Below are 13,263 nucleotides of genomic sequence, written 5' to 3'. Positions count from 1 at the left end.
AACGCCTCCGAACGGAAGCGGCCGCACTCGCGAAGGAGTGCGGCCGCTTGCGTCCGACAGCCGATCGGCGTTACTGCGCGGTCGGCATCGGGTGGCCTTCCGAGGCCTGCACGACGACGATGCCCTGACCTTGCAACGCGAGCTGGTAGGCCTCGCCCGAGCCGCGGCCGATGACGGCGCCGAGCTTGGCGGTCTTGCGGATGGAGGACTGCAGCGAGGTGGACCACAGCACGGCGGACTGCATGTCGACGAACGTCGGCACGTCGACGTTCAGCACGACCGGCGTGCCGTAGGCGGTGACGGCCAGCGCCCCGGTGCCCGTGAAGGTGGTGTTGAACAGGCCGCCGCTGAGCATCGACGCGCCCTCGGTGCGGTTGATGTCCCACTGCAGCGAGCTGTCGAACGCGAGCACGTTCCTGCCGTTGACGGTGACGCTCTCGTTCTCCAGGTACAGCACGAAGATCTCGTCGGCGTCCTGGGCGAGGAACACGTCGCCGCTGCCCGAGACCTTCATCAACGACATGCCCTCACCGGTGAAGGCCTTCTTGAACAGCTTGCCGAGACCGCCGGCGCCCTCGTAGGCGAAGTCGACGTCACCCTGGTAGGCGACCATCGAGCCCTGCTTGGCGAAGAAGAAACCGCCGCTGCCGGTGAGGTCCACCTTGAGCATGCGTTCGTTCTGCAGCTGGAAGCTGCCGGGTTCCACGACACGTTCCTGGTTGTTGAACAGTGAGCTGCGCATCCGCAGATCATGCCGTACGTGCTTTTCGGACGATCCCGCGAGCCATCGTCGCGAACACGACGTCGTGCAACGGTTTCTGCGCCAGCCAGTACAGCTGGCCGAGGAACCCGTCCGCGGTGAACGTGACCTTCTGCCGGTACCGCGTGCGGTCGCCGTCGTGGTCCACGCGCATGTCGAGCAGGGTGTGGCCGGGCATCTTCATGTCCGCACGCAGCACGAGCCGCCTGCCCTCGTCGTCGCGGTGCTCGACGGTCCAGAAGTCGACCACGTCGCCTTCCCCGACCTCGGGCGCCCGGCCGCGGTACAGGCCGATGCCGCCGAAGAGGTGGTCGACCGCGCCGCGGACCGTCCACACGAGAGGGATGGTGTGCCAGCCGTTCTCGCCGCCCAACGTGGTCACCGTGCGCCACACGTCCTCTGCCGACGCGTCGGTCAGCACGGTCCGCTCCTCGGTGAACACCTCGCCGCCGGTCTGCTCCGCCTGCGGGCTGGTCGCGGCGCGGATGGCGTTGTCGACGCTCGTCATGCCGCCGGGCGGGGCGGGCAGCACGTCGGTGGCCGCCGGACCGTCTGCCGTGAGGTCGTGCTCGAGCGACGCGAACAACGGCTCCGCGAGCGCCGCGCTCACCGGTGTCATCAGCCCGGCGACCTGGGCGGCGAGCTTGTGCGACCACAGCGGCGCGGGCACCGGCACCCGGACGGGGAGGCGCAGCACCCGCGCGCACCGCTGGACGAGCTCGAGGTAGGTGAGCCGTTCCGGGCCGAGCACGTCGAACACCCCGTCGACCGGCTCCGCGAGGTTCGCGGCGGACACCAGGAAGTGCACGACGTCGTCGGCCGCGACCGGCCTGCTGCTGTTGTCCATCCACGACGGCACCGGCACCCACGGGGTGAGCCGCGCGGTCGACCGCAGCAGCTCGAAGCTGGTCGAACCCGCGCCGATGATCATCGACGCCTGCAGCACGAGTGCGGGCACCCTCCCGGCCGTGAGCACGTCACCGACCTCGGCCCGCGAGGCGAGATGCGTGGACGGCGAGTCGGGGCGGGGGCCGCCGACGTAGACGATCTGCCGCACATCCGCCTCCGCAGCCGCGGCGGCCAGCACGGCGGCGGCCCTCCGGTCGACGCCGGGGAAGTCCGGCCGGTCCAGCGAGTGCACGAGGAAGTACACGACGTCGTTGCCCGCCAACGCTTTGCGGACCGCCCGCGCGTTCGTGGCGTCGCCGACGTGCACCATCACCTGAGTGGGGAACCGCGTCGACTGGGCGCTGTCGCGCACCAGCACCGCGACCTCGTGGTCGTGCGCGAGGAGTTCCGGCACCAGACGCGACCCGAGGTGCCCGGTCGCGCCCAGCACGAGGCACCTCACCTGATGCCCGTCCGGTTCTGCAGCGCGCCGACCTTCGTCCCGTACAGGAAGAACACCGCCATGAACACCTCGATCCGCTGCTCCGACGAGAGGCCGTCGAGGTCCACCGCGACCTGCGACTCGCGCACGTCGGAGTCCTCGGCCAGCCGCTGGTTGAACACCGCCCGCGCCACGTCCTGGCTGCGTTCGTCGACGTCGGCGTGGAACAGCCGGCGCAGGTCGCAGTCGGGGGGCAGCGGGTGGCGGACGAGCTCGGCGGGGTAGCGGGCGTTCATCACGCGCGCCGCCGTGTTGAGCGTGTGAGCGACGAGCGCCGGTCCCTTGTCGAAGTGGTCGACCATCGCGACCATCTCCTCGAGGGACACGACGTCCTCCTCGATGCTGACCGGGGTGCTGATGTCGAGGTCGAGGCGTTCCATCGCCATCGCGACGTTCTCGAGCACCTGGTCGGGGTCCACGACGAGCCGGTCACCGAGGTGAACGCTCGCGCGGTGGTGGTGCGGGTCGAGTAACTCCTGCGCCTCGCGGCCGAGCGGCGCGGACAGCAAGTCATCGTGGTCGGTCGTCACGCGCATGATGTGCCCGTTTCCGGGTACGCGCAACCGTCCTTCCACGAACGAGGGACGAGGTGGTTGCCGGGCCGCGCCACGGGGTACCGCTCTCCGATGACCACGTCGATCGCGCTGTTCACCCGGGACCTGCGGGTCCACGACAACCCGGTGCTGCACGCCGCGGCCGCCGCGGACCGGTGCGTCCCGCTGTTCGTGCTCGACGACGCGATCATCTCATCCTCGTTCTTCAACGCCAACCGCGCCTCGTTCCTCACCGACTGCCTGACCGACCTGGACGCGTCGCTGCGGGCGCTCGGCGGCGCGCTGGTCGTGCGCAGGGGACAGCTCGCCGACGAGGTCGCCGCGATCGTCCGCGCGCACGACGTCACCGAGATCCACGTCGCCGCCGACGTCAGCAGGTACGCCCGCCGCCGGGAGGAGGCGCTGCGGGCCCTGGGCGCGGACCTGCACGTGCACGACGCGTCGATCAACGCCGTCCCGCCGCTGTCCCTCGCCCCGTCCGGCGGTGGCGACCACTTCGCCGTGTTCACCCCGTACTTCCGCAGGTGGGAGACCGTGCAGCGGCGCGGTGTCCTGCGTGCACCGCGGCGCGTGACCGTGCCCGAGATCAGCGGTGAGCTGCCGGGACGGCTCCACGACGGCACCCCGTCGCCGGACCTGGCCGCGGGCGGCGAGACCGTCGGACGCGAGCTGATGGCCAGCTGGGCGCGCACGGGTGCGGCCGATTACGCCGAGGTGCACGACGCACTGGCCGACGACGCCACCTCCCACCTGTCCCCGCACCTGCACTTCGGCACGGTGTCGGTGACCGAGCTGCTGGACCGCGTCGGAACGGCGTCCGAGGGCGCCCGCGCGTACACCCGGCAGCTGGCCTGGCGGGACTTCCACCACCAGGTGCTCGCCGCCCGCCCCGAGTCCGCCACGAGGGACTACCGCACCCGCGACGACCGCTGGCGCCGCTCCGAGCGGGACTTCGAGGCGTGGCGGGACGGCCGCACCGGCTATCCGCTGGTGGACGCGGCGATGCGCCAGCTCGTCCAGGAGGGCTGGATGCACAACCGGGCCCGCCTGGTCGCGGCGAGCTTCCTGTGCAAGACCCTGTACCTGGACTGGCGGCGCGGCGCCCAGCACTTCGTCGACCTGCTGGTGGACTGCGACCTCGCGAACAACCAGATGAACTGGCAGTGGGTGGCCGGCACGGGCACCGACACCCGCCCGAACCGCGTGCACAACCCGGTCGCGCAGGCGATCCGCTACGACCCGGACGGCGCCTACGTCAAGCGCTACCTGCCCGCACTGGCCGATGTGGACCCGAAGCACGTCCACGAGCCGTGGAGGCTTCCCGAGGACGAACGCGAGGCGCTCGACTACCCACCGCCCGTCGTGGACCTGCGCGAAGCGGCGGACAGGTTCGCGGACGCACGCCGGAAGCGGTGACCTTCAGGCCGTCGACTCGCGCACCACGAGCCGGCACGGCTGACGGACGACACCGGCTGCCGGAGAGCCCTCGAGCGCCGCGAACAGGTGCGTCACGGCGGTCGCGCCGAGCTGCTGGAGGTTGAGGTCGATGGTGGTGAGCGGGGGTTTGCAGTCCGCGGCGAAGATCTCCCAGTTGTCGTAGCCGACGATCGCGACATCGTCCGGCACGCGTCGGCCGAGCTCGGTGAGCGCCTGGGCGACGCCGCTCGCGATCTGGTCGTTGCCGCAGAACACCGCGTCGACCTCGGGCGCGGTGGCCGCCAGGAGGCGGGCCGCGTGACGGCCCCAGCGCTGCGACCACTCGCCGTGCAACGGCTCGCCGCCTGCGAGTGACCGCCCCTGCTCCGCCAGCACGGTGCGCACGGCCGCGACGCGGTCGCGCGCGGCGCGGTAGTGCTGCGGACCGGTGATGTGCGCGATGTGCCGGCGCCCCAGGGCCGTCAGGTGCTCGATCGCGAGCCGTGCCCCGCCGGGGTCGTCGGAGACCAGGCAGAGGTCGTCCGGGTTGGTCGACCGGCAGTAGACGTACACCGCCGGCACCGGGATGTCGGCGGTGATCGACGTGCGGACGTCGTTGCTGTCGCCCACCACGATGAACCCGTCGACCTGGCGGGCCAGCAGCGTGCGGATGTAGTGGTTGCGGCGGATGGCGTCGCCGCGCGTGTCGCACAGCAGCACCGACATCTGCAGGTCCGACAGGGCGTTCTCGGCGCCGAGCAGGATCGGGATGGCGAACCGTCCGTCGAGCTCGTCGGTGAGCAGGCCGATCGCACGGGTGCGGCCCGCGACCAGGCCCTGCGCGAGGACGTTGGGCTGGAAGGACAGTTCGGCCGCCGCGCGCAGCACGCGCGCCCTGGTGGCCGCCGCGACCTCGTCGCGGTCGTTGATCGCCTTGGACGCGGTGGCGATCGACACGCCCGCCCGCTTCGCCACGTCGCCGAGGGTCACCGCTTCCGATCGCCGTCTGCCCATCGAAATCCTTTCGAACGAGATTCGACCTCGTATTCGATGACTTCTGCTCCTGATGGCGCATTGTCGAAATCGTTTTCGGTCTCCAGAGTGCGTTGTGTGGCAACGATGCGCAACACCCCGTCGATCCGCGGGCCGGTCGTCCCGTCCCGCGGTCCGCTCCGTCCACTGGGGACGGACGAGGTGCGCGTCACCGGTGGTTTCTGGGCGTCCCGGCAGCGGGTGAACGGTGAGCAGACGCTCGCCCATGCGCTGGAGTGGATGGACTCACTGGGCTGGACCGCCAACTTCGCGACCGTCGCCACCGGGTCGGGGTCGCGGGAACGGAAGGGCCGCGAGTTCTCGGACTCCGAGGTCTACAAGATCGTCGAAGCGATGTCGTGGGAGCACGGCAGATCGCCGGACTCCGAACTGGACGCCCGCGTCGACGCGCTCACGGCCGCGTTCGCCGCCGCCCAGGCGGAGGACGGTTACCTCAGCACGTCGTTCGGCCGGGACTGGCAGCGGCCCCGCCACAGCGATCTCGCCTGGGGCCACGAGCTCTACTGCACCGGGCACCTGGTGCAGGCGGCGGTCGCCCGGACGAGGACCGCGGGCGCCGGACCGTTGCTGGAGGTCGCCCGGCGCGCGGCCGACCACGTCTGCGAACGGTTCCAGCCGGACGGCACCGGGGTCTGCGGGCACCCGGAGATCGAGACCGCGCTCGTGGAGCTCGCGCGGCTGACGGGGGAGCAGCGCTACCTCGACCAGGCCGCGTTGTTCGTCGAGCGGCGCGGCCACCGCGGCCTTCCCGCCCACGAGTTCGGCTGGTCCTACTTCAACGACGACGTCCCGGTGCGCAAGGCGACGGTCCTGCGCGGACACGCGGTGCGCTCGCTGTACCTGGCGTGCGGTGCCGTGGACGTGGCGGTGGAGACCGGGGACGACGACCTGCTGGCGGCGGTGGCCGAGCAGTTCGACCGGGCCTGGGCGCGCCGGACGTACCTCACCGGGGGCATGGGGTCGCGCCACCAGGACGAGGCGTTCGGGGACGACTTCGTGCTGCCGGCAGACCGCGCGTACGCCGAGACGTGCGCGGGCGTCGCCACGGTCATGCTCGCCCAGCGGTTGCTGCTGGCCACGGGCGAGAGCCGGTACGCCGACGTCACGGACCGCGTGCTGCACAACTTGATCGCGGGCGCGATCGGTGACGACGGCCGGAGTTTTTTCTACGCCAACACGTTGCACCAGCGCACGCCCGCGCGTCCGTGGCACGGCGGTGAACGGCTCGACGTCGTCGGCGGGCTCAGGGCGCCGTGGTACGAGGTGTCGTGCTGCCTGCCCAACATCGCCCGGCTGCTGGCCAGCCTCTCGTCGTACCTCGTCACCGCCGACGACACCGGGCTGCGGCTGCACCAGTACGCGAGCTGCGACGTCGAGACCGCACTCGCCGACGGCCGCCGGGTCGGCGTCGAGGTGCGCACGTCGTACCCGGAGGGCGGAGACGTGGCCGTGCGGGTGAGAAGGGGCGGCGGACGCTGGTCGATCACCCTGCGCGTGCCGGGCTGGGCGGCCGGAGCGGTCCTCGTGGTCGGCGGCGAGCGCCGCCCGGTCGCACCGGGGGACGTCGTCGTGGACCGCGACTGGGCGGTCGGCGAGGAGATCCGGCTGGAACTGCCGATGCGGCCGCGGTTCACCTGGCCCGACCCCCGCATCGACGCGGTGCGCGGCTGTGTCGCGGTGGAACGCGGACCGGTCGTGCTGTGCGCGGAGTCGTTGGGAGAGCACGACCTCGACGTGCTGCGGGTCCACACGGGACACGAACCGGAGCAGACGGGTGACGCGGCGGTGGTGCGGGCGCGGTTCGACGTCCCCGCCGACGCCTCGTGGCCGTACGGCGAACCGCCGGCCAGACCCGGCGCCGCGGTTGCGCTGCGCCTCACGCCGTACCACCGCTGGGCCCGCCGGGGCCCGTCCACCATGCGGGTCTGGCTTCCCGCCGACTGACCACGTCTCAAAGGAGAGACCGTGAAAGCGAAGCTCGCGGCAGTCGCACTGCTGCTGGCCACCGCCGCGTGCGGTGCGGACGAACCCGGCGCCGCCGACGACGGCGCGACCCTCACGCTCTGGACCCGCGCCGCGACCGAGGCGGTGTCCAAGGCCTACGCCGACGCCTACAACGCCTCGCACCGCAACAAGGTCGAGGTCACCGCGTACCCCAACGAGGAGTACCCCGCCAAACTGGCCTCGGCGGCGGGCGCCAGGTCGTTGCCGGACCTGTTCGCCGCGGACGTGGTGTTCGCACCGCAGTACGCTTCTCAAGGCCTGTGGGCCGACGTCACCGACCAGTTCCAGTCGTTGCCGTTCAAGGACTCCGTGGCCCCTTCCCACGTCCGCGCCGGCACGTGGGAGGGCCGCACCCACGCCGTGCCGCACACCATCGACCTGTCGGTGATGCTCTACAACAAGGACCTCTACGCGAAGGCCGGACTGGACCCCGAGAAGCCGCCGCGCACGCTCGCGGAGTTCGCCGAGCACGCCCGCAAGATCGACCAGCTCGGCGGGGACGTCCACGGCACGTACTTCGGCGGCAACTGCGGCGGGTGCGTCGAGTTCACCTTCTGGCCCTCGGTGTGGGCGGCGGGCGGTGAGGTGCTCGACGCCGAAGGCCGCACCGCGCTCGTCGACTCACCCGAGATGGCCGAGGTGTTCGCCGTCTACCGCGACCTGTACGACCAGGGCGTCGCGTCCCCCGCGTCGAAGGCGGAGGCGGGACCGACCTGGCTCGGGGCGTTGCAGAGCGGGAAGGTCGGCATCGCGCCCGCCCCGTCGGTGTGGCTCGACGCGATCGAGGCCAAGGGCGTGAAGACGGGTCTCGCGCCGATCCCCGGCCTCACCGGTGGCGAGTCCACGTTCGTCGGCGGTGACGCGATCGGCATCGGAGCCACGAGCGGGAAGGCCCAGCAGGCGTGGGACTTCCTGGCCTGGACGATGTCGGACGAGGCCCAGGTCGAGGTGATCGCGCAACGCAAGGGCGTGCCGGTCCGCACCGATCTCGCGGCGAACAGGCACTCCTCGGCGGATCCGCGGCTGGTCACGGCGAACGGGCTGGTGGCCAAGGGGAAGACGCCGTACGCGCGCAACTTCAACGCCACGTTCAACGACCCGCAGGGGCCGTGGCTGACCACCGTGCGCGGCGCGCTCTTCGGCAACGCGGGCCAGGCCCTCGCGACGGGCAACGAGGCGATCACCAAGTCGTTGCGGCAGGGGTGAACTGTGCGCAGGCGAGCGGTGACCGGAGCCCTGTACGCCACGCCCGCCGCGGTGCTGGTGGGGTTGTTCTTCGTGGTTCCGCTGCTGCTCGTCGTCTGGATGTCGTTGCACCGCTGGCCGTTGCTCGGCAACCCCAGGCTCAACGCGCCCGACAACTACACCGCGGTCGTGGACAACGCGCTGGTGGCCTCTGCGGCCTGGTTCACCCTGCGGTACACGGTGCTCATCACCGCGTTGCTGTTCGTCATCGCGTTCGGACTCGCGTTGCTGGTGCAGAACCGCAGGCCGGGCGTCGGCTTCTTCCGCACCGCGTTCTTCCTGCCGATGACGGTGGGGTTCGCCAGTGCCTCGCTGCTGTTCCTCGGACTGCTGAGCGAGGAGATCGGCCCGCTCCCGGCGGGCGGTGACAGCCCGGCGCTGGGCTCGGCCGTGCTGCTGGTGCTGTGGCGGTTCGCCGGGTTCAACATGCTGATCCTGCTGACCGGGCTGCAGGCCATCCCGCTCGACGTCTACGAGGCCGCGCGGATCGACGGCGCGAGCCGCTGGCAGGTGTTCGGGCGCATCACGGTGCCGCTGATGCGCCCGACCATCGCGCTGGTGCTCACGATGATGATCACCGGTTCGCTGCTCGCGTTCGACCAGTTCTGGATCCTCACCAGGGGAGGACCCGACAACAGCACCACCTCGCTGGTGATGGTGATCTACCGGGAGGCGTTCGTGCGGCTCGACCTCGGGTCGGCGGCCGGGATCTCGGTCGTGCTCCTCGTGCTGCTGGCCGTGGTCAGCTCGGTGCAGTTCGCCGTCCTGCGCCGGAGGTCCGCATGAGGACCTCCTACTACGTCACGGGTTCGGCGCTCGCGATCCTGTTCCTGTTCCCGCTGGTGTGGAGCGGGTGGGCGTCGGTGCGCACGGACACCGGGTTCGGCCTGGAGAACTACGCGCGGCTCTTCACCTCCAGCAACGGGATTCGCGCGGTGCACGTCCTCAACAGCGTCGTCGTCAGCGCCCTGACCGTCACCGGCACGCTGGTCGTGGCCACGTTCGCGGGCTACGCGTTCGGCCGGTTCCGCTTCCTCGGCCGCGACCTGCTCTTCCTGCTGACCCTCGCGATCCTGATGGTGCCGTACGCGACGATCCTCATCGCGTTGTACGTCCTGCTGTCCTGGCTCGGGCTGGAGGACTCGCTGGTCGGCCTGAGCCTGGTGCTGATCGTCTTCCAGCTGCCGTTCTCGGTGTTCATGATGCGCAACAGCTTCGAGGCTGTCCCGGTCGAGCTGGAGGAGTCCGCCCGCGTCGACGGGTGTTCGAGTGTCGGCACCCTGGTGCGGATCATGCTGCCCGCCGTCCGGCCGGGACTCGTCACCGTCGGGCTCTTCGCGTTCCTCACGTCGTGGAGCGAGTTCTTCGCCCCGCTGATCCTGCTCAACTCCACGGACGAGTTCACCGCCGTGCTCGCCGTGGTCAACATGCGGACCGCCAGTCACGGCTCGATCGACTACGCCGCTCTCGAAGCGGGCGTGGTGTTCATGGCCCTGCCGTGCCTGGTGCTGTTCGCGTTCATGCAACGCAGCTACGTCCGGGGATTCACCTCGGGCGCGCTGAAAGGCTGAGGAGGCCGGCATGACCCGGTTCTGGAAAGGACTCCTGACCGCACTCTTCGCGGCGGCGATGACGGCGAGCGTGGCGGCTCCGGCGAGAGCGGACACGTGGGCCCCGCCCTCGAACCTCGTGACGCCGCTGAACCAGGTGTGGCAGCACGTAGAGAGCACCTACGGCGACCTCTACGGGTTCCGCAACTACGGCTGGGACCAGGTGTTCGCCAACCGCGGCTACCTGAACTTCTGCGTGCGCTGGGACTCGCCCCAGCCGGTGACCGCGCAGCAACGCGACGCGGTCCACGCGCAGCTCGCCCGGCAGTACGAGAAGTGGACGGACGTGATGGCGGGGCACAACGGCTTCCCGTACGCGTCCGTGCCGATCAAGGTCGTCGGCTGGGCCGTGCGCGACCGCAACCAGTTGAAGTGGACCGACAACTCCGTAGACATCTACGTCAACGACATCCGGGAGAACGCCCCGCAGTGCTCGGAGGGTTGCGGCAGGTTCTTCAACCGCAACGGCACCTACCCGCGGTGCCCCGGTGGCGTCGCGCGGCACTACGACCAGTCCCTGTGGCTCACGGCGGGGATGGGCGGCGGCGCCGGCGGTGACTGGGGTCAGCGGATCGGCAGCGAGTACTACATGAACAACCTGAACTCGTCGGACGTGCACATCCTGCTGCACGAGATCGGCCACACGTTCGGACTGGACGACTTCTACGACTGGACGCCCAGCGGCGTCGGCGGGTTCCTGATGAAGGCGGGCAGCGCGAGCGTGATCACCGAGTTCGACAAGTGGATGTTCCGCGACTGGTGGCGGCACCTGAAGAACCGGTACGGGTTCTGATGGCGCCCCTGCCCTCCCGGCGCGCCGTGCTGCGCGCGGGCGCGATCGCCGTCGCCGCGGCGGCGCTGCCCACCCGCGCGCTCGCCGCGGCACGCCCCGACTTCGGGGTGTCCGCCGAGCTGTTCGGACTCGGCGCGGTGACCCTGCTGCCGGGCCCGTTCCGGGACAACACCCTCCGCACCCACGCCTACCTGAAGTTCCTGGACCCCGACCGGTTGCTGCACACGTTCCGGCGCAACGTCTCGCTCGCGTCGTCGGCCGTCCCGTGCGGCGGGTGGGAGTCGCCGTCCACCGAACTGCGCGGCCATTCGACGGGGCACGTGCTGACGGCGCTGGCGCAGGCCCATGCCGCCACCGGCGACACGGCGTTCTCCACCAAGGCGAACTACCTGGTCGACCAACTGGCGGTGTGCCAGGGCCGGGCCACCGGGGTGGGGTTCAGCACGGGCTACCTCTCGGCGTTCCCGGAGAGCTTCATCGGCAGGGTCGAGGCGCGCGAGCAGGTCTGGGCGCCCTACTACACGCTGCACAAGATCATGGCCGGCCTGCTCGACGTGCACCTGCTCACCGGCAACGCCCAGGCGCTCGCGGTGCTCACGCAGATGGCGGCGTGGACGTCGTGGCGCAACGGCAGGCTGACCTACGACCAGCGGCAGAACATGCTCGACACCGAGTTCGGCGGCATGAACGAGGTGCTCGCGAACCTGCACCAGCTCACCGGCGACCCGGCGCACCTGACCGCCGCCCAGTACTTCGACCACGCGGAGGTCTTCGACCCGCTGGCGCAGAACCGCGACGCGCTGAACGGCTACCACGCCAACACCCAGATCCCGAAGGCGATCGGGGCGATCCGCGAGTACCACGCGACCGGCACGACCCGGTACCGCGACATCGCCCGCAACTTCTGGGAGTTCGTCGTCGGCGCGCACAGCTACGCGATCGGCGGCAACTCCAACGGCGAGTACTTCAAGGCGCCCGGCCGGATCGCGTCGGAACTGTCCGACAGCACCTGCGAGTGCTGCAACTCCTACAACATGCTGAAGCTCACCGCCCAGCTGTTCCGCACCAACCCCGCTGACGCGCGTTACTTCGACTTCTACGAGAAGACCCTCTACAACCACCTCCTGGGCGGGCAGAACCCGAACTCGGCCCACGGCCACCACAGCTACTACACGCCGTTGCGTCCCGGCGGCATCCGCACGTACAGCAACGATTACAACGACTTCACCTGTTGCCACGGCACCGGGATGGAGACCAACACCGCGCACACCGGCCGGATCTACGCCCACTCCGGCACCACGCTGTACGTCAACCTGTTCGTCGCCTCCTCGGTGAGCTGGCGCGGGTTCACCGTGCGGCAGGAGACGTCGTTCCCGGAGTCGCCGTCGTCGCGGCTGACGATCAGCGGTTCCGGGACGATCGACCTGCGGGTGCGCGTGCCCGCCTGGGCCGCGGGCGCCCGGATCCTGCTCAACGGCGCCGAGCAACCGGCCACACCCGGCACCTACGCGCGCATCGACCGCACCTGGTCGAGCGGGGACGTCGTGGAGATAAGCCTGCCCATGACGTTGAACCGGGAGTCCACTCCGGACAACCGCACGGTGCAGGCGGTGCGCCACGGCCCGATAGTGCTGGCGGGCGCCTACGGGACGAACAACCTGCAGGCGATGCCGGTGCTGCGACCGTCGACCATCAGGGCGACCTCGACCCCGTTGCAGTACACGGCCACGGCGAGCACCGGCCAGGTGACGCTGATGCCGTTCTACAAGGTGCACGGGCAGCGGTACAACGTGTACTGGACCGTCGCCGCCGAGACACCGCCGTTCATCGCGCACTACCCGTTCGACGGCAACGCGAACGACGCCACCGGCAACGGCCTGCACGCCACGCTCGCGGGCGGGGCGGCCTGGACGTCCGGCCGGGGCGGGCAGGCCGTCGACCTCCCGGGCTCCGGTGCCCACGTGGTGCTGCCGGCCGGACTGCTGGCGACCGCGTCCTCGTTCACCATCGCGACCTGGGTGCGGCTCGACACCGTCACGACGTGGTCGCGGGTGTTCGACTTCGGTTCGGGCACCGGGGCCTACGCGTTCCTGACCCCGCGCGGTCCGGCGGGCGGCGCGAGGTTCGCGATCACCACCGGGGGAGCGGGCGCCGAGCAGCAGATCAACGCGGCCGCGGCGCTTCCCCAGGGCGTGTGGACGCACGTCGCCGTGACGCAGAACGGTGATCTCGGCGTCCTGTACGTCAACGGCGCGGAGGCAGGGCGCAACTCGGCGGTGACGGCGAGGCCCGGCAACACCGCGCAGAACTGGATCGGGCGCTCCCAGTACGCGAACGACCCGTACCTCGACGGTGCCGTGGACTCGTTCCGCGTCTACGGCCGCGCACTCAGTGCTTCGGAGGTCGCGAGCCTCCACTCCACCGGAACCTGAGGAGAA

Annotated in this window: 11 protein-coding genes; 7 read left to right on the top strand and 4 right to left on the bottom strand. The window is 70.6% G+C overall.

Annotated elements, in window-relative coordinates; genetic code table 11:
- Window positions 1-70: 70 nt before the first annotated feature.
- The 3 genes from IE307_RS16540 to IE307_RS16530 are packed head-to-tail and all read right to left on the bottom strand — an operon-like array spanning window position 71 to window position 2,686.
- Window positions 71-742, bottom strand: a complete 672-nt coding sequence (locus tag IE307_RS16540) for an AIM24 family protein (protein WP_191298823.1) — start codon at window positions 740-742, stop codon at window positions 71-73.
- Window positions 743-749: 7 nt separating this feature from the next.
- Complete coding sequence (locus IE307_RS16535) at window positions 750-2,099, bottom strand: DUF2867 domain-containing protein (RefSeq protein ID WP_191298822.1); 1,350 nt, start codon at window positions 2,097-2,099, stop codon at window positions 750-752.
- Between the two features lie 8 nt (window positions 2,100-2,107).
- Window positions 2,108-2,686: a hypothetical protein gene (locus IE307_RS16530; RefSeq protein WP_191298821.1), complete on the bottom strand. Its 579-nt coding sequence runs from the start codon at window positions 2,684-2,686 to the stop codon at window positions 2,108-2,110.
- A 90-nt stretch (window positions 2,687-2,776) separates the two neighbouring features.
- Between IE307_RS16530 and IE307_RS16525 the strand changes: the two genes are divergently transcribed.
- The gene (locus IE307_RS16525; protein ID WP_191298820.1) at window positions 2,777-4,120 is read left to right on the top strand and encodes a cryptochrome/photolyase family protein; all 1,344 of its coding nucleotides are present in this window, start codon (window positions 2,777-2,779) and stop codon (window positions 4,118-4,120) included.
- A gap of 3 nt (window positions 4,121-4,123) precedes the next feature.
- Here IE307_RS16525 and IE307_RS16520 read toward each other — a convergent pair whose 3' ends face one another.
- The gene (locus tag IE307_RS16520) at window positions 4,124-5,134 is read right to left on the bottom strand and encodes a LacI family DNA-binding transcriptional regulator (RefSeq protein WP_191298819.1); all 1,011 of its coding nucleotides are present in this window, start codon (window positions 5,132-5,134) and stop codon (window positions 4,124-4,126) included.
- Between the two features lie 105 nt (window positions 5,135-5,239).
- Here IE307_RS16520 and IE307_RS16515 point away from each other — a divergent pair, with 105 nt between their 5' ends.
- The 6 genes from IE307_RS16515 to IE307_RS16490 are packed head-to-tail and all read left to right on the top strand — an operon-like array spanning window position 5,240 to window position 13,257.
- A complete protein-coding gene (locus IE307_RS16515; protein ID WP_191299001.1) occupies window positions 5,240-7,117 on the top strand; it encodes a glycoside hydrolase family 127 protein in 1,878 nt (625 codons plus the stop codon).
- Between the two features lie 21 nt (window positions 7,118-7,138).
- Window positions 7,139-8,383 carry an ABC transporter substrate-binding protein gene (locus tag IE307_RS16510; RefSeq protein ID WP_191298818.1) on the top strand — a complete coding sequence of 415 codons (1,245 nt, stop codon included), beginning with the start codon at window positions 7,139-7,141 and terminating at the stop codon, window positions 8,381-8,383.
- A 3-nt stretch (window positions 8,384-8,386) separates the two neighbouring features.
- Window positions 8,387-9,208 carry a carbohydrate ABC transporter permease gene (locus IE307_RS16505; RefSeq protein ID WP_191298817.1) on the top strand — a complete coding sequence of 274 codons (822 nt, stop codon included), beginning with the start codon at window positions 8,387-8,389 and terminating at the stop codon, window positions 9,206-9,208.
- Window positions 9,205-9,993, top strand: a complete 789-nt coding sequence (locus IE307_RS16500) for a carbohydrate ABC transporter permease (RefSeq protein ID WP_191298816.1) — start codon at window positions 9,205-9,207, stop codon at window positions 9,991-9,993. Before IE307_RS16505 ends, IE307_RS16500 begins: the two co-directional genes overlap by 4 nt.
- Window positions 9,994-10,003: 10 nt before the next feature.
- A complete protein-coding gene (locus tag IE307_RS16495) occupies window positions 10,004-10,825 on the top strand; it encodes a hypothetical protein (RefSeq protein ID WP_191298815.1) in 822 nt (273 codons plus the stop codon).
- Window positions 10,825-13,257 carry a glycoside hydrolase family 127 protein gene (locus tag IE307_RS16490; RefSeq protein WP_191298814.1) on the top strand — a complete coding sequence of 811 codons (2,433 nt, stop codon included), beginning with the start codon at window positions 10,825-10,827 and terminating at the stop codon, window positions 13,255-13,257. Before IE307_RS16495 ends, IE307_RS16490 begins: the two co-directional genes overlap by 1 nt.
- The last annotated feature ends 6 nt before the right edge of the window (window positions 13,258-13,263 follow it).

Origin of the sequence: Lentzea cavernae (genome assembly GCF_014653695.1) — a bacterium.
GTDB classification, from domain to species: Bacteria; Actinomycetota; Actinomycetes; order Mycobacteriales; family Pseudonocardiaceae; genus Lentzea; species Lentzea cavernae.
The sequence above is the reverse complement of the archived record's forward strand: the minus strand, read 5'-3'. Positions and strand labels throughout refer to the sequence as shown.